This window comes from Roseibium sp., assembly GCF_965216085.1.
In the GTDB taxonomy this organism is placed as follows: Bacteria; Pseudomonadota; Alphaproteobacteria; order Rhizobiales; family Stappiaceae; genus Roseibium.
On sequence record NZ_OZ244138.1, the window covers coordinates 835,608 to 851,660 of the forward strand.

General features: G+C 53.1%; 19 protein-coding genes. 14 read left to right on the forward strand and 5 right to left on the reverse strand.

The features are described 5' to 3' along the window. Position 1: 1 nt before the first annotated feature. Both ACOOFE_RS03920 and ACOOFE_RS03925 read right to left on the reverse strand, forming a co-directional pair. Entirely contained in the window at positions 2-664 is a 663-nt protein-coding gene (locus tag ACOOFE_RS03920) for an amino acid ABC transporter permease (RefSeq protein ID WP_420413745.1), read from the reverse strand. 150 nt (positions 665-814) lie between these two features. Then, entirely contained in the window at positions 815-1,615 is an 801-nt protein-coding gene (locus ACOOFE_RS03925) for a transporter substrate-binding domain-containing protein (RefSeq protein ID WP_420413746.1), read from the reverse strand. 152 nt (positions 1,616-1,767) lie between these two features. Between ACOOFE_RS03925 and ACOOFE_RS03930 the strand changes: the two genes are divergently transcribed. The 13 genes from ACOOFE_RS03930 (at position 1,768) to ACOOFE_RS03990 (ending at position 13,700) form a co-directional block, all read left to right on the forward strand. Further along, positions 1,768-2,427 carry a GntR family transcriptional regulator gene (locus ACOOFE_RS03930; RefSeq protein WP_420413747.1) on the forward strand — a complete coding sequence of 220 codons (660 nt, stop codon included), beginning with the start codon at positions 1,768-1,770 and terminating at the stop codon, positions 2,425-2,427. A 500-nt stretch (positions 2,428-2,927) separates the two neighbouring features. After that, positions 2,928-3,584 (forward strand): RNA polymerase sigma factor, encoded by a 657-nt coding sequence (locus tag ACOOFE_RS03935; protein ID WP_420413748.1) that lies wholly within the window; start codon positions 2,928-2,930, stop codon positions 3,582-3,584. A gap of 135 nt (positions 3,585-3,719) precedes the next feature. After that, positions 3,720-4,895, forward strand: a complete 1,176-nt coding sequence (locus ACOOFE_RS03940) for a flagellin (RefSeq protein WP_420413749.1) — start codon at positions 3,720-3,722, stop codon at positions 4,893-4,895. A gap of 124 nt (positions 4,896-5,019) precedes the next feature. Next, positions 5,020-6,744, forward strand: a complete 1,725-nt coding sequence (gene fliD / locus ACOOFE_RS03945; protein WP_420413750.1) for a flagellar filament capping protein FliD — start codon at positions 5,020-5,022, stop codon at positions 6,742-6,744. Positions 6,745-6,761: 17 nt separating this feature from the next. Continuing rightward, positions 6,762-7,211 (forward strand): flagellar export chaperone FliS, encoded by a 450-nt coding sequence (fliS, locus tag ACOOFE_RS03950; protein WP_420413751.1) that lies wholly within the window; start codon positions 6,762-6,764, stop codon positions 7,209-7,211. Positions 7,212-7,342: 131 nt separating this feature from the next. Continuing rightward, positions 7,343-7,504: a hypothetical protein gene (locus ACOOFE_RS03955; RefSeq protein WP_420413752.1), complete on the forward strand. Its 162-nt coding sequence runs from the start codon at positions 7,343-7,345 to the stop codon at positions 7,502-7,504. A gap of 403 nt (positions 7,505-7,907) precedes the next feature. Next, positions 7,908-8,576 (forward strand): flagellar hook assembly protein FlgD, encoded by a 669-nt coding sequence (locus tag ACOOFE_RS03960; RefSeq protein WP_420413753.1) that lies wholly within the window; start codon positions 7,908-7,910, stop codon positions 8,574-8,576. Between the two features lie 10 nt (positions 8,577-8,586). After that, positions 8,587-9,849 (forward strand): flagellar hook protein FlgE, encoded by a 1,263-nt coding sequence (flgE, locus tag ACOOFE_RS03965; RefSeq protein ID WP_420413754.1) that lies wholly within the window; start codon positions 8,587-8,589, stop codon positions 9,847-9,849. Positions 9,850-9,854: 5 nt separating this feature from the next. Then, positions 9,855-10,100 (forward strand): hypothetical protein, encoded by a 246-nt coding sequence (locus ACOOFE_RS03970; protein WP_420413755.1) that lies wholly within the window; start codon positions 9,855-9,857, stop codon positions 10,098-10,100. A gap of 3 nt (positions 10,101-10,103) precedes the next feature. Further along, positions 10,104-10,583 carry a flagellar export chaperone FlgN gene (gene flgN / locus ACOOFE_RS03975; RefSeq protein WP_420413756.1) on the forward strand — a complete coding sequence of 160 codons (480 nt, stop codon included), beginning with the start codon at positions 10,104-10,106 and terminating at the stop codon, positions 10,581-10,583. Between the two features lie 28 nt (positions 10,584-10,611). Then, positions 10,612-11,955, forward strand: coding sequence for a flagellar hook-associated protein FlgK (gene flgK, locus ACOOFE_RS03980; RefSeq protein ID WP_420413757.1), 1,344 nt, complete (start codon positions 10,612-10,614; stop codon positions 11,953-11,955). Between the two features lie 11 nt (positions 11,956-11,966). Then, positions 11,967-12,857: a flagellin gene (locus ACOOFE_RS03985; protein ID WP_420413758.1), complete on the forward strand. Its 891-nt coding sequence runs from the start codon at positions 11,967-11,969 to the stop codon at positions 12,855-12,857. Between the two features lie 192 nt (positions 12,858-13,049). Beyond that, positions 13,050-13,700, forward strand: a complete 651-nt coding sequence (locus ACOOFE_RS03990) for a peroxiredoxin (RefSeq protein ID WP_141185230.1) — start codon at positions 13,050-13,052, stop codon at positions 13,698-13,700. 108 nt (positions 13,701-13,808) lie between these two features. Here ACOOFE_RS03990 and ACOOFE_RS03995 read toward each other — a convergent pair whose 3' ends face one another. Further along, positions 13,809-14,330, reverse strand: a complete 522-nt coding sequence (locus tag ACOOFE_RS03995) for a CBS domain-containing protein (RefSeq protein WP_141185231.1) — start codon at positions 14,328-14,330, stop codon at positions 13,809-13,811. 85 nt (positions 14,331-14,415) lie between these two features. On the opposite strand from ACOOFE_RS03995, the gene ACOOFE_RS04000 reads away from it, so the two are divergent. Further along, positions 14,416-14,592 (forward strand): hypothetical protein, encoded by a 177-nt coding sequence (locus ACOOFE_RS04000; protein ID WP_420413759.1) that lies wholly within the window; start codon positions 14,416-14,418, stop codon positions 14,590-14,592. Between the two features lie 23 nt (positions 14,593-14,615). Here ACOOFE_RS04000 and nqrM read toward each other — a convergent pair whose 3' ends face one another. Both nqrM and ACOOFE_RS04010 read right to left on the reverse strand, forming a co-directional pair. Further along, positions 14,616-14,846 carry a (Na+)-NQR maturation NqrM gene (nqrM, locus tag ACOOFE_RS04005; RefSeq protein ID WP_420413760.1) on the reverse strand — a complete coding sequence of 77 codons (231 nt, stop codon included), beginning with the start codon at positions 14,844-14,846 and terminating at the stop codon, positions 14,616-14,618. Between the two features lie 23 nt (positions 14,847-14,869). Then, complete coding sequence (locus ACOOFE_RS04010; RefSeq protein WP_420413761.1) at positions 14,870-15,904, reverse strand: FAD:protein FMN transferase; 1,035 nt, start codon at positions 15,902-15,904, stop codon at positions 14,870-14,872. Positions 15,905-16,053: the final 149 nt, after the last annotated feature.

Here is a 16,053-nt window from a genome sequence, read left to right on the forward strand (position 1 = left end):
CTCAGTAGCGGAACAGGCGCAGAGCAAGCAGGCGCGAGGCCGCAAGGATGACCTTGACGATCACGTAGTAGATGATCGCGGTCACGGCGAAGTATTCGAAGATGCGGAAGGTCCGGCTGGCGAAAAACTGTGTTTCACCGCTGAGTTCGCGGAAACCTACGAGCATGCCTAATGATGACATGAGCACAGCCCAGACCAGCTGGTTGGTCAGCGGGTGATAAACCACGCGAAACACCTGAGGAATGATGATCCGTGTGTAGGCTTGCCAGGGCGACATGCCAAGGCTGCGGGCGGCACGCAATTGGGTGTTCGGAATTGATTGGAAACCACCGCGGAAGTTTTCCGCCAGATATCCTGCGCAGTTGAAGCTAAGTCCGGCGAGCACGATGGTGAAGGGACTTAAATGCAGGCCGAAGGCACCAAGGCCAAAGCCGAAAAAGAACAGCTGGAACAGAGCCGGGGTGTTCCGTGCCAACTCGACCCAAGCGGTCGCGAACCAATATGCAGGTCCGCTCCAGTTCAGGCGGATGAGGGCGAGCCCTAGGCCAATGATGATGCCGATGACCATTGAAAGCGTTGCGACCTGTAAGGTCAGCAAACCTGCTTCCAAAAGGTTCGGCAAGCTTTTCATCACCGGGCGCCAATGGAAATTGTAGTCAAACATTCTCAGGATGCTCCACCAGATCTACCAGTCTGCGAACTGGGTGTCTGCGGAAAGAGGACCTGGGAAAACAGCATTGAGCCGTTTTCAAAGACCTCTTGAATAAAGGGACGCAGGGCATGCCTTTGGTGGGGTGGCATGCCCTGCATATCGTCAGTACATGACGCCCGGGATGCGGAGTTCCGGAGCTTCACCACCGACGTACTTGCCCCAAAGCTCATCGTAACGGCCGGAGCGGACCTGATGGGTGACAAACAGGTTGAGGAAGTTCAGCCAGGTCACATCTTCACGTTTTCCGACAACTGAAGTGTAATCTGTTGTCCAGGGCATGCGTGGGCCGGCCAGAACAGTGTCATACTGCTCCGTGATGGGCTTGACCGCTGTGTTGGTTGTGATGCCGATATCGGCTTTGCCCTGGGCCACTGCCAGAAACACTTCGTTTTCCGACTGATACCCCTGATAAAGGTGTTCCTCGCCCCAGTCTTTGGCGATTTTGAGCCATTCCTGCTCCGGGACGGTGCCGATCGCGCCAGCAACAGTTTTGCCGCGGATGTCCTCGAACGACTCAATGCCGCTTTCGGAGTTAACAACGCCCTGTGCGTAGTAGATCGCATATGGAATGGTGAACCCAACAGTCCGGGCGCGGGCCAGACTGTCTGAAGTTGCGCCGAAGACAACATCTGCGCGGCCGGTGACGATGACCGGGAGGCGCTCGGCCCACGTTACAGGGTAGATGGACGGCTCAACTTCCAGAGCGGCTGCGAGATCATTGCAGTATTCGACGTCAAAACCGGCGGGCTCATTGTTGGCGTCCCGGTAACCGATCGGCGGAAAGTCGAGGACTACGCCACAGCGAAGTTCACCGCGATCAACGACATCGTCCAGAGTGTCAGCCTTGGCTGGAAAAGTGGCAACGAGCGAAAGCGCTGCTGCAGCTGCGAATTTCCTAAACATGATTTTCCCCTCTTCTTTTCGAAGATTTTTGGTCAGCGGGGAATTGATAATCCAAATCGGATCCAATATTCAATATAAAATATTCAAAAAAATTCTCGCTGTACCAAAACAAGGCGTTCGCCTAAAAAGATCCCGAACGGAGAGGCGTTGGTATGAAACTGAAATCAATGGACATTTCTGCAACGGCATCGGCGTCATCGATTGTCTTCGATGCCTTGCGAACGGCCATTATCGAAGGTCAGCTGGAGGAGGGGGAACCCTTACGCCAGGATGAAATCGCGCGCCTTTTCAACACGAGCCGGATTCCGGTCCGGGAAGCTATTTCCCGACTTGAAGAACAGGGTCTGGTTAAAACGCAGCGCTACAAAGGAGCGGTCGTCGCTGGTCTGTCGCCTGAGGAAGTCGAAGAGATTTTTAACTTAAGGGCACTCGTGGAGCCGGAGATCATCAAGAATGCGGTGCCGAGGATGTCCAAGGAGCTGCTCTCCCAGGCCCGGGAGAAATGCTCTGATTTTTCGGCCTCAAAAGATCCGATGGAGTGGGGCAACCTCAACCGGGATTTTCACGAAACGCTCTATAGTGCGAGCGACCTGAAGTATTTTCTTGAAATTGCTGGCAATGCGATTGACCGGGTCGAGCGGCAAATCCGGGCTCAATTGGTGATGAGCAATGGTATGGAACGGGCCGGTCGCGAGCATTTTGGCATTCTTGAAGCTTGTGAGAAGGGGGAAGCGGAAAAGGCCGCCGACCTGACCCGGGCACACATTATGGGGGCAAAATCCTCCCTGCTGCAGTTTCTGCCAAAAAAGTAGCTTGCTGCGGCAAGCTCACGTCACCATAAGGCGCCGCCCGAATGCGGCAACGGGCTTCAATTGCCAATGCGCAAACGTTTCGAAGGGAGCATGTTTTGCTTGCTCCAAAGGGTGATATATCGGTTAGGTGAGTGCTGGTGAGAAATTGTGGCCGATATAATGTATGCACAACAGTTCCCGGCAAAAATAGGCTCTCCGGCAAATTCTGCCTGATCGAGTATTTTTCTAAGTAATCTCATTTTATCCGGACTTTTTGGCGGTGTTAACACTTGATTAACTATAAAATTAGCGCATCTTTTAAGTATAATTCATAGAAATATTACTAGTAGGCACATTTTTCCCACTTAAAGGCAAAATTTTCCCAAATTAAAGCAAAAAATTCCTAGTAAAAAATCTAAAAAAATTAATAAATCTCCGCCTGATCTGGAGTATTGGTACGTTATAGACTTGTACAACCAAGTTTGGGGCCAGGCAAAGGACCTGTGGGCGGGTGAGCAAATATGACAATCGCGGCAACAAGTTCACATCCGGAAATGGACTTGCCCGGCAATGAACGGGCGCCAAAACAGCCGACGCAAAGCGTGAATCTTGCGGATTTGGGAGACGATGCGCTTTTGGAGTTGATAGGCCAGCATCGGGAAGATGCGTTCCGGCTTTTAATCCAGCGGCATATTGATCGAGCCTACGCGGTTGCCTACCGGATTTTGCACAATGGTCCGGATGCAGAAGATGCGGTCCAGGATGCGTTTTTGAAAGTCTGGACGCAACGCGGAACCTGGCAAGCGGGGAAGGCCAAGTTCTCCACCTGGCTCTTCCGGGTCGTCACCAACCGCTGCATCGACCTCCTGCGCAAGAGCAAGGTGGATGTGACGGACGAGCTGCCGGAGCTGGAAGACGATGCATGCGACCAGTCTGAAGAATTGGAGCGGACGGAGGCAGCCGAAATTCTCGAGGGGGCAATGGGAAAGCTGCCGGATCAGCAACGCATTGCCATCGTCTTGTCGTATAATGAAAGCTTGAGCAATCCAGAAATTGCCGAGATCATGGAAACAACAGTTTCCGCAGTGGAGTCGCTTTTAAAGCGTGGGCGGCAGAAACTCCGGGATTTGCTTAAATCACACAGTGTCGAAATCTTGGCGTTGTTTACTTCTGGTTAACAATAAACCTGAAGTGAAGCGGAGAAACTCCGCCTGAATTCATGCAGTTGCTTCGTTGTAGGGACAAGGCACGGGAAACCCGCGCCGCCCGCGCCGCTTCTTTTGTGCGGCCCGCTTGACTGCAGGAGTTAGACTATGCCCGTTATTTCAACGAACACTGCCGCAAACACTGCGGTTCGTTACCTTAACATGAATTCGCTGGATCAATCCGATTCCCTGGCCAAGCTCGCCAGCGGTTCGCGGATCAACAAGGCCTCCGACGATGCGGCCGGTCTTGCGATCGCCACTAAGATCTCTTCGGATATTGCCGCGCTTGACCAGGCAGCGACCAACTCCTCCCACGGCATTTCCGTGCTGCGAACTGCAGACGGCGGCGCGGCCAACGTTGCCGACATTCTGGAGCGGATGAAGACCCTGGCCTCCCAATCGGCATCAGGCACCGTGACGGACACCGAGCGCGCCTATGTGCAGGCGGAATTCGATCAGTTGAAACAGGAAATTGACGGCATCTCCAAGAGCACCCGGTACAATGGTGTCAGCCTCCTGGACGGCAAGAGCGACTTCTCGGACGATAACACTTATACAGCTGCTACGGTGACCGGTGCGACTGCAACAGCTACTGGTTTGACAGCCAACACGAGTGGGACGATCCAGATAAATGGAGCGACAATAACACTCTCCACTACGGCAACGTCTATGACTGTTGCTGACATGGTTACGCAGATTAACGCAGGGCTGACTGCCGCTGGTAACACCAGTGTTGTTGCATCCAACAACTCCGGTACCCTTACGTTAACGTCTTCGGCCAAGGGTGCTGATGCGAGCATTACGATTGCTGCGGGAACGGGCACTCTCGGCTTAGGAACTGTGGGTCTAAGCGCTGGCACCACAAACGGCTCAACCACTGTAGCTGCTACCACCGGGGCCGATATCGTGGTTGGTTCATCCGCATCCGATACGATTAATCTTGTGCTGCCAACACTGGATACAACAACTCTCGGATTGTCATCGTTGAATGTGTCGAGTCAATCCGGTGCTAAGGCGGCTATCTCGGCTTTGGATACTGCGATCGACAAAGTCTCCAACGCCCGGGCCGACATGGGTGCCACCATGTCCCGCTTCGAGTTCCGCTCGTCCCAGATCGCAACCAGTGTTGAAAACCTGGATGCTGCCAAATCCGCGATCTCTGACGTCGATATCGCCAAGGAGCAAGCCAAGCTCGCCGCGTCCAAGGTTAAGGTTCAGGCGGCGGTCGCAGCTGCCAGCCAGGCCAACCAAATGCCGGAAAATCTGCTTCAGCTGATGCGGTAAATTTTTACCGGCATAGGCCGGACCGGGTGACTGTAGTGACTGCCCCCACCTAGCGCTGCGTCAGCCGGTCCGGCTCTTCATTTTCCTTTTTGGCAAATAGATCTCGGGTTTAGGGAGTGAGTTGATGAATGTCGGTGGAACCGCTTCAACGGCAAATACGGCGACCCAGTCTCCGGCAAAAACAACCCCACAATCCGTACCGCAACCTTCCAGCAAATCTGCAAACGGCAGCGATTCTGTCGATTGGAATGCGCTGGTCGAAGCCTCTGTTGCGCAAAAGAAGGCCCCTGCGGTCCGGCTGGACTTGAAAATCAAGGAAAACACGACAGAAATCAAAGCCTATCAAAAGATGCAAGGGCTGATGCAGAACCTTGCCTCTTCCTTGAAGTCTATCCGGGGCTCCGACAGTTCGTTGACCCGCAATGACGACATCTTTTCCAAGCGCCAAGCGTATTTGACAGGGCGCGGCGTTACAAACCCGCAGTCCAATGTCGTTGTCACAGCCACCAATGGGGCGGATGTGCGCACCTATGACCTGAAAATCCTGAAAGTGGCGACGGCGCAAAAGGTGGCCAGCCAGTCCTTTCCTGATTCCAAGACGGACCTCAATCTGGAAGGTTCGTTTTCGCTGAAGCTCGACGGCGCGGCCGGTGCCGCCACCACCATCGATATCAAAAAAGATATGTCTCTGGCTGAAATCGCCGAGGCGATCAATGCCAAGAAGGCCGGAACCGGTGTGTCCGCGGCGGTCGTCAAGGTGTCCGAGACCGAATCCAAGTTGATATTGAATGCGGACAAAACCGGCAAGAACATCCTCATGACGCCGGTTGCGGGCGCCAACATCGGCCAGTCTCTCGGCCTCGTCGCGCCGGGCGGCGGGTTTGCCAATCAGCTTCAAGCTGCCACCGATGCGCTTATTGAACTGGATGGTGTTCAGGCGAGCCGCGATTCAAACGTGATCGACGATCTGGTCAAGGGCGTCACTTTCTCGCTCTACAAGGAAACCGGGGCCGGCAATTCGGTATCGGTGGAAGTCGCGCAGTCGCTGAACGACATCAACACCGCGATCAAGGGACTTGTCGACAGCTACAACGCCTACCGCACGTTCGCGATTAGCCAGCAGCAAGTCGCCACAGGCGGTCAGGTGTCGGCCGATGCAGCTTTGTTTGGTGAAAGCATCCTGCGCAACGCTAACGCAGGGATTGCCGGTGCTTTATCGACCACGATCAACACCGAAAGCATGGCACTCCTGGGTTTGTCCTACGACCCCAACAACATGCTGCAGATCGACGCTACCAAGTTGAACGACGCCTTGATCAACCGGCTGCCGGATGTTGAAAAGATCCTGGGGTTCCAGGCCTCGTCCAGTTCCGCCGATGTTGGTTTGCTGACGCGGGGGGCGAACATGCCAGCCAGCCTGTCGCTGGATATCAAAACCGACGGCAATGGCAAAATTACTTCAGTTTTAGCAGACGGCAAGGCAGATCAGTTTGTGGTGAGCGGCCAGCGGATCGTCGGTGCGGAAGGCACGGCCTACGCAGGGATGACGCTTGTTTTTACCGGTAAGACAGACACGACGGCGAACCTGTCGTTTTCGTCCGGCATCGCAGAGCGGCTTTATCAAAGTGTTACGCAGTATTCGGATCCGCAAAACGGCCTGATCCAAAAGGTTGTGACCGAAATGACGGCCGAAAACGAAGGCCATACAAAGAGATACAATCGCATGATGAGCGATGTGAACCAATTCCGCACGCGCCTGATCAAGCTGTTTTCTGAATATCAAAAAGAGATTGTGCGCGCTGAGTCGGACCTGAACTATTTGAAAGCAATCTTGGGAATAAAGGACTGAGTGTTGTGAGTTATGCAATGAACCGCGCGATCGGGGCCTATCAAACCGCTGCAACCACCGTGGCGCCGCCTGCCGCTGTCACTCTTTTGCTGGATGAGGTGTTGAATGCCTTTGTCCTTGCGGCAGGCCACATGCGCAATAACGAGCACGAAGAGGCGTTTACCCGCGTTAACCGGGCGTCCGGAATTCTGCGCGGTCTGCGCCAGAATGTGGACCTGGAGTACGATCTGGAGATGGGACACCAGCTTGTCGACATGTACACGCGCAACATTTTTGCGATCAACATGGCTTATCCGGCTGCGGATGCGATCGAGCAATTTGCCGATCTTGCCGAAGGTCTGCTTGAGTTCCGCAACTCCTGGGCGGAGATGACGACTCTAGCGCCTCGGGGGCTGGAAACACTCAGAAACGATATTTTGACGGAAAGATCTGTTGTCGACGGACTGGCTTTGGTAGACACGGCTTAGTCAGGCCTGTAGCGTTCGCCTGAGTATTAGTTATCAGGTGGCGCATGGCCGGATCAAAATCTGAAATGTCGTTAGAGCAGTTCGATGAACTGCTAAAGCGGCATGGACCAGACATCGGGAAATGGCCGGAAATGGAACAAGAAAGCGCCAGGTATCTTCTCGATCATTCTCCCGCGGCAAAAGCGCTCTTCCAATTTGAACAGGGCATGGATGATCTGATTCGTTCCGGAGATACCCCCAAAGCGCCAGCGTCTTTGATTGATTCAATCATGGATAAGGCGAAAAAAAGCTAGCATAATCGTTTTCATGGAAGTTCGATTGCAGCTTCTTAATGTGTAGATTTCTTCTTTGCCCGGCCTGGGCGACTTCCTTGATGTGCATCAGATTTTAAATGACTTCGTTAAGGGAAGGCTGTGCCAGACCGCTTCACCTGATGTGAAGGCCGGAATATTTGGCCAATTTCTCTTGTTTTTTCATGATTTTCATCAGAAAGCCAATAGGAGGCGCCTTCATTATTTTTGGTAGGCAATATATTCCTTGGTAAATTCTTCTTATGGGAAAATATTTCCAAGGTAAAAAATTCCAAAAAACTTCGCCTGAACTTGGCTTCGTGTCCGTTTCAGAAATAACGGGCGATGTTTTGCCGTAAGGCGGTGTCTTCGTCCTCTTCCGTAGATCCTTCAAGGTGGGGCGAAAATGTCGGTTACTTCCATAACACAAACGCCGCAAGCTCAGGCGCAGGCTGGTGCCACGCCGATCAAAGGCTCGAAGCTGACAACATCTGATTTTCTTCAATTGATGGTGTTACAGCTGAAAAATCAGAACCCGACATCTCCATCTGACCCGAACCAGGTCATGAAACAGATGATGGATCTAGCGGGCTATGAAGCGCAGGTCGACACCGGCAAAAAACTGGATGCGATTACATCGTCGCTTAGTGCCCTGCTGTCCGGCAATGGTCTTGGGTACATTGGCCGTACGGTTGAGGCAGTTGGTGACACGACCGCTCTCCAAAGCGGACAGGCCAAATGGTCCTACGCGACAAATGGTAAGGCGCAATCGGTCAAACTGCAGGTGCTGGATGAAAAAGGCGCGGTGGTTTTTGAGACGGCCGGGAAGACAGATCCCGGCAAGCAAAGTTTCTCCTGGGATGGCAAGGACAAAGACGGAAAGCAATTGCCTGATGGCGGTAAATACACGCTCAAGGTCACAGCTCTAGACGGCAATGACAAGGCCGTTCCGACAGGCACCACGATTTTCGGCAAGGTCACTGGCATCGATGCCACGGGTGACAAATCTGTTCTTCAAATCGGCGGCATAAGCGTTCTGATGCAGAGCGTTCTGGCTGTCCTCGAATCTAAGTAAGGGGACGGCCATGAGCTTAATGGGTGCCATGAATTCAGCGATTTCAGCACTGGCTGCTCAAAGCCACGCTTTGTCCACGATCGCCAACAATCTCGCCAATTCAGATACGACAGCCTACAAATCTTCCAAAACCAGTTTCAACAACCTGGTGGCGGGAACCGGATCAAACACAAGCGGCGGGGTCGCTGCAACGACACGGTCGAACATCAGCCAGCAAGGTTTGGTCACTCAATCCACGCATACAACTCATTTGGGTATTGAGGGTAACGGCTTTTTTGTGGTCTCCGACAACGCTGACTCGCGTTCGCGCTATTACACGCGGAACGGTGAATTCAACGTCGACACTGGCGGTTATCTTGTCAACGGCGGTCACTACCTTCTCGGTTGGACAACAGATGCGTCTGGGAACCCGACTGGTGGAACAAGCGAGACGAACTTGCAGCCGATCAATCTGAACGCAATCCGCAGTTCGGTTGAGGCGACCAATAAAGTACACACTCAGGCGAATTTGCCATCCGAAGCGGCTGTTGGCACAAAATACCAAACCAGCTTTGAGGTTTATGATGCGCTGGGGACGACCAGCACAATAACCGCCACCTATGAAAAAACTGCCGCAAACGAGTGGAAGCTGACCTATGCCGATCCGGTGTCGCCGTCTACCAAGGCGAAGACTGGCACGGTGACATCTGCCGCAATCACGCTGAAGTTTAATTCTACGGATGGCACGCTTGCCAGCACCACACCAGCCAATCCGCAGCTGACCATCGGCAGCTGGACGACCGGCGCAGCCAACAGCACCATCGATATCAGTCTAGGAACGCCGGGCAAAAAAGATGGCATGACACAGCATGCATCAAAAAACCCGAACAAACCGGATATTGATGTTCAGGATATTCAGCAAAACGGCTTGGCATACGGCAACTTGAAAAACGTGCAGATTGCCAAGGATGGTCAGGTTGTCGCGTTCTTCGACAACGGTGAGCAACGGACCATCTATCAGATCCCGATTGCCAACTTCCGGAATATCAACGGGCTCACCGCAATGAGTAATGGCCTTTACGCGCGCTCAGCGGAAAGCGGCAATTCGACTTTGCATGTTCCAAGTCAAGGTGGTGCCGGGTCGATCAAGGGCGGTCACCTGGAGCGCAGCACGGTCGATACCAGTGCTGAATTCGCTGACATGCTGGCCGCGCAACAAGCCTATTCGTCTGCATCTCAGATCATGTCGACTTCTAACAAGATGTTCGACACGCTGCTGAATGCTGTGAGGTAACAGTTATGGAAGAGGACCTGGACGCCTGCCGCGCAGAACGCCACCGGCTCAAGATTGAGATGAACCGTCTCTCGTCCAGCCCCGACCAAACTGCAAGCCATCTTCAACTTTTGGTTTTGAAACAAGAGCTGGAAGCCCTGATTGGCCGCATGTCGGCCGCTCAGTTGGTCTTAAAAAACAAAATGGCCCGGACAACGGAAGCCAAAAGAGCAGCAGGAGCCTACGCTCAGGTTCCGCAAAAAAGCAGGTGAGTGATGCCCCAGAAAACACCAAGCAGAGTGCGCTTGCCGCAAACATATATCGCGGAAGTGGAAACAGCCATCTCAAACGCCATTGCTGTTGCCGAAGAACTGATCTCGGTCACGGAAGAGGAAACGCGGCGCCTGTCCAGCGGCCGGCCCGAAGCGATTGAGGAGCTTGTTGCCCGCAAGCAAAAACTGGCTTCGGATTTTGAAGAGTTTCTCCAGAAGTATAAGGCAGAGCGCAATCTGTTCATGCTCGCTTCGGATGAACGGTTTGAGGCGTTGCAGGTCAAAACCAATCACCTGACCAAAATCCTGATTGAGAACACGGATCATTTGAAACGCGCGATGACCGCAAATGAGCGCCGCATTGAAACCATCATGCGGGCGATCCGGGAACAGCAGACTTCGGTATCACCGTATGGCGCAAATGGGCTTCAGCGTCATCAAGGTCAGGCACCAGTTTCCATGCATACGGGCCACAAGGCGTAATTCTCAATAGGGATAAAGGATGTGAGCCATGACCTCCCTGAGTACGGCGCTACAGATTGCTTCCGGATCACTTGGTGCAACTCAGATAAAGCTGTCTGTAGCGGCGAACAACATTGCAAATGCGGACACTCAGGGATTTACGGCGAAACAAACCGGCCAGTCCGCACTTGTCACCTCCGGGTTCGGGTCGGGGGTGTCGGTCGAGCGGGTTCTGTCGAACGTCAGCAAGTTTCTACTCGATGATTTACTCTCGGCGACCACCGCGACTGTGGCCGCTGATACTCAAGCCAGCTACATGGATAGTCTTCAAAAGACACTTGGTGCGATAACGGGATCAAATGGTGAAAGCACGTCGCTTGCCAGCACGATCGCCAAGTTCGAGGAAGCACTAACGAAACTTGCAGGTACACCAGAAAGCGCCAGTCTTGCAAACAGCGCTGTTCAAGCTTTGCAGGATGTGACCCGGCAGCTTCAGAGGTTTTCGGTCAAAGTCGATGATCAAATCCAGCAGGCCGACAGCCAGATGGATCCCGGTGTCAAAGCCGCAAACCAGGCGATCGCGGAGATCCACCAGATCAATCAACAGATTAGGCAAGCTGGAGCGAGTGGCCAGCCGTCAGCGGAATACGAGGACAAACTCAACTCTGCACTAGGAAAACTCTCCGAGCAGCTTGGGATCAAGCCGTTTCGTGCAGATGATGGTTCCGTGAAGGTCTACTCCCTATCAGGGCAGGTTTTGGTCGACAATTCACCACATCCCTTAGCAACATCCAAGGATGCGAAGGGCCACACACGGATTTCGGTAAATGGGGCAGATATCACGGGTGCTCTCAACGGCGGGAAACTGGGAGGTCTTGTGGAAGTGCGGGATAAGATGCTCCCAGCTTATCAGGAAACCTTTCATGAGCTCGCTGGAAATCTAATTTCTGGATTGAATGCCGTGCGCCCGAATTTGCTGGTTGGCACAAATGCACGGGATATCGCGGTCAATTCCACCGTGTTGAACAACCCCAAATCTATGCTTGGAACGACTCAGCCGGCGAAGGTTGCCAATGCACTGCTTGATGTATTGCAAAAACCTACGTCCTTTGGCGCGGCTGGTAGTATCGCCGCGGGCAACAGAACCTTTTCCGGCTATGCCAACGAAATACTGTCAAAGGCGGTGAGTGAAACCAACGCCGAAAAGGCGATCCTGGCCTCTGCGCGGCTTGAGCTCGACACTGTGTCGGGAACGATTGCTTCCATGCATGGAGTCAACGTGAATGAGGAAACAGCCAATCTTGCGCAATTGAAGCAGCTTTATTCGGTATCCTCGACCATTCTGAAGATAATTCAGGAAATGTTTCAAGACCTAAGAGCTGCTGTGAATTGAGGAATTGTTGAATGCGTGTTGCAACCTTTCATCAAAGCACTCTGGTACTTCAGCACGCGATGGAGACTCAGGCGCGTCTGGCTTCGGTGCAAACACAGCAGGCAAGCGGTCTCAAGTCTGCGGACTATGCGGGGCTCGGAACGGATGCTGCTATCCTTGCCAATCTCGAAGTTTCGGTCTCCCGTTCAGAAGCCGTAATTGGTGCGGCGAAAGAAACGCAAAGCCGTGTAGATATGGTGCACGCCACGCTGGGCAAACTCTCCGATATCTTGACCAAAATGCGCGCCACAGTGAACGGCACCAAGACCGATAGCCAGATCAGTGCATTGCAGAGTGAGGCGGCGGCCCATCTGAAAGATGCCGCGCAACTGGTGAATTCTCAGTTCTCGGGCAGATATCTTTTTGCTGGCAGCCTTACCGAGGCACCGCCTGTCGATCTGATGGGCTATAAGGCAACGTCGCTCACAACCGCAGATACAAGTTATCATAAAGGCGATAGCTATGTTCAAACCGTCCGTTTGGGGCCGGGTAACTCCGTTGATTATGGCCTGACAGGGGATAGGCCGGGATTTGAGAAGACACTCCGGGCACTGTCTTACGTGGCATCGGCATCCCCGTTAACACTGGACAAACTCAAAGACGTGTCGGACTTATTGGTCAGTGCTCAAGACGATGTAATTGCGGATCAGAGCATCAACGGGGCAACGGCAAGCCGATTGAAAACGTTTATCGATAACGAAACGCAATATGCAGCGGAAGCAGGGAAACTTTCCCTCGAGTTGGCTTCTGTCGATGTTGCTGCGGCTGCTGTCCAGGCGGCAAGTTACAATGTTCAGCTGCAAGCCAGTTTTTCTGCGATCAAGACCCTGACCAGCCTCAATTTGCACGATTATTTGAGGTGATCGATTTACGGCCATCGAGCGATAGGCTGGCGAGTTAACACGCCGTTGTTTGCATTCCGTGTTTTTATACAATCTCTTCGTTGTGCTGCTGGTTTTTGACCTTAAATACGGTTTACAAACAAGGCGTGCCGGATTGAACTATCGTCCGCTCCACGTCTTTTGTTATTCGCCCCGGAAAAGGACACCTTTCTCATGTCACTTCGCATCAATGACACTGTTCCTAATTTTACTGCCGAAACCGATCAGGGCCAGATCACATTTCATGATTGGATCGGAGATAGCTGGGCCATCCTTTTCAGCCATCCGAAGGACTTTACACCGGTCTGCACCACCGAGTTTGGTGTTGTTGCACAGCTGGCTGACGAGTGGGAAAAGCGCGGTACCAAAGTGATCGGAGTATCGGTCGACAGCGCGGATGATCACAAGAAATGGAAAACTGACATCGAAAAAGTCGGCGGAGCGGCCGCGGGTTTTCCGATCATCGCAGATGAAGGCCTGGAAGTCTCCAAAGCCTTCGATATGTTGCCGGCTGAAGCCTATCTGCCGGATGGCCGTACACCGGCTGACAGTGCGACAGTCCGTTCAGTTTTCATCATCGGCCCAGACAAGCAGCTGAAGCTGTCGATGACCTACCCAATGACCGTTGGCCGGAATTTTGCTGAGGTTGTCCGGGCGCTTGATGGGCTGCAGACATCCGCAAAAGGCGTCGCTACCCCTGCAAACTGGCAGGTTGGTGAGGACGTAATTGTGCCGCCGGCTGTGAGCGATGAGGACGCAAAGGCAAAATTCGGCAGTTTCGATGCTGTTCTGCCATACTTGCGCAAAGTGAAAATGCCAGCCTAATCAAGTTTAGGAGGCGGTGGTCTATCAGCCGTTTCATCCAAAACTGTATTAAATTGCGGCACAGGGCAGGGCCCTGTGCCGTTTGCGTTCTGGGTTTCTGAAATAGGCCTAGCCGACGATCAGCTGTTTGAGCTGCAGAGATTCGTACTCCAGCTCATTTAGCCGGTAGTTCACCACATCGCCGATCGTAACGATCCCGACGATGTTGTCGTCGTCGAGAACCGGCATATGACGGAAACGGCCTTCTTTCATCTTACGAAGAACCGCAATCAAGGGATCGTTTGGACTGCAGACTTCCACTTTCCGGGTCATAATGTCTTCGACCTTCTGGGGAAGGGTCTGGCCGGGCGTTTCTGCAAGCCGGCGGACAATGTCGCGCTCCGACAAAATGCCTTGGAGCTTCCCGTCTGCATCTTTCACCAGAAGCGCACCAATCCCTTTTTCTTTGAGCATCACGACCGCCTCGTGAAGGGTGTTTTGCGGACGCAGCGCAAAAATATCTTTGCCCTTCGAATCGAGGATCTTTCCAACAGTCACAACCTCATGTGAAGTGTTAGATTGTTGGGACTGGCTGTGGGTCGTCTCGTGAATCTTGTCTTTTCGGCTTGGGGCCTGATAAGAGCTTGGCATGAAATATGGCTCCCTGCTGGTCTATCCACTTTCGAAGTGATGAACCAGCTTAACCGAAACTTGGCGGCTTAAGGAACTCTACAAATTGACCGATTTGGTATTGACGCCGCTCACGGCAACGATTCTCTTCGTTTTGGCCTGTTTTGCGGGGTACCAGTATCGCCGGGTCTGGGTCAAAGAGGGGCCGCGCTGGCAGCTTTGGCTGTTCGGCATCATCGCCGGCAGCTGCCTGGCGCTGGTCGCATTTATCCCGGTTCGGTAATAAAAGCTTCCGGTAAAACCCGGTCAGCCTTCCATTTCAGCCAGCTTTTTGCGGGCGTTCGGGCACGTCAACCGATCCCGCAGCGGGCTGTTCGGGTCGATTTCCTTGTTGCAGACCACACAATGGTCGGCTCCGGAAATCGCATTTAGCCCGCCGCAGCTGCCCTTGATCGTCTTGCCTGCAAAAATCACCCCAAGCGCCATGCCGAGCACGACGGTCAGAAGCAATCCAAAAGCCAGAACAAAAGTCAGCACGGTGTACGCCTTCTTGTTGGGTATTAGGCCTGCAGTTGGGTGAAGCGCTTGCTGGCTGCAGAAACAAACCCGTTATTTCCGGCCTCTGCCTTGCGATCAATAAACAAAACCGCGAGGTCGAGTTTATTTGCGATCTCAAGGCCGCGCTCTGTTCCAAGAACCAGCATTGCAGTTGACCACGCGTCTGCCAGCATTGTGTTTTCAGCCAAAACAGTCACAGACGCTGTTTTGTGAGTGATCGGTTTGCCGGTATGCGCATCAATAATGTGAGAGAATCGCTCGCCATCGCGTTCGAAATAGTTGCGGTAGTCACCGGACGTCGCCATGCCCATGTTGGAGACGCTGGCGACTTGGAATACCTTCTTGCTGATGGAATCTGGCGTCTCAATACCGATCTGCCAATCCATGCTGTCGGCATTGCGGCCTGCAACAAAAATGTCGCCGCCGATTTCAACCATGAAATCTGTCAGGCCGAAGTTCTTGGCAACTTCTGCCATCTGATCAACGCCATAACCTTTGCCGATGGACGGCAAATAGATTTGCGCATCCGGATGGCTCTTGCTCAGCTGCGTGCCGTTGACTTTGAGACCCTGAGTCTGACCGGCAACTTCTAGAGCTGCAGTCAATGCGCTGGAGTCAGCACTTGGACGCTGACCTGCATTTTGTGCGCCGAAGCCCCAGGCTTCGATGACTGGGCCAAGGGTAATGTCAAATTGACCGTTGCTGGCTTCATGAATCTCGCGGGAAGCCTGCACAACTTTGGCCAGGCCTTCGGAAACGTGCATTGGTGCCGTGGAATTATGCGCGTTAAAGCGCGACACTTCCGAGGAAGCATCCCAGTTCGACATTTGTGCGTTGACGGCCAAAAGGCTCTTTTCAAGAGCGCTCTTCAAAGCCGCCTTGTCGACGTTTCGATCATGATCGAGAGCGGTGACCGAATAATTGGTCCCCATGGTAGAGCCAGAAAGCTCGATTACATCCGCACCACCTTTGCAGGCAGCCAAGGTCAGCGACATCAGGATGAAGCTGCGCCGGGAGAATTTGATGTTAGTTGGCACGGTAACCTTCTCCGATTGATCTGAAGCGACAAGCGTCGCACTTCATGCGGCGCTTTTCATTGGTTTTTAGAGCCGATTCAACAAAAAAATGTACCCATGCGGCAAAATAGTGCTTTTTAAGGGCGCGAAAACGTAGCATATGGCGCTTT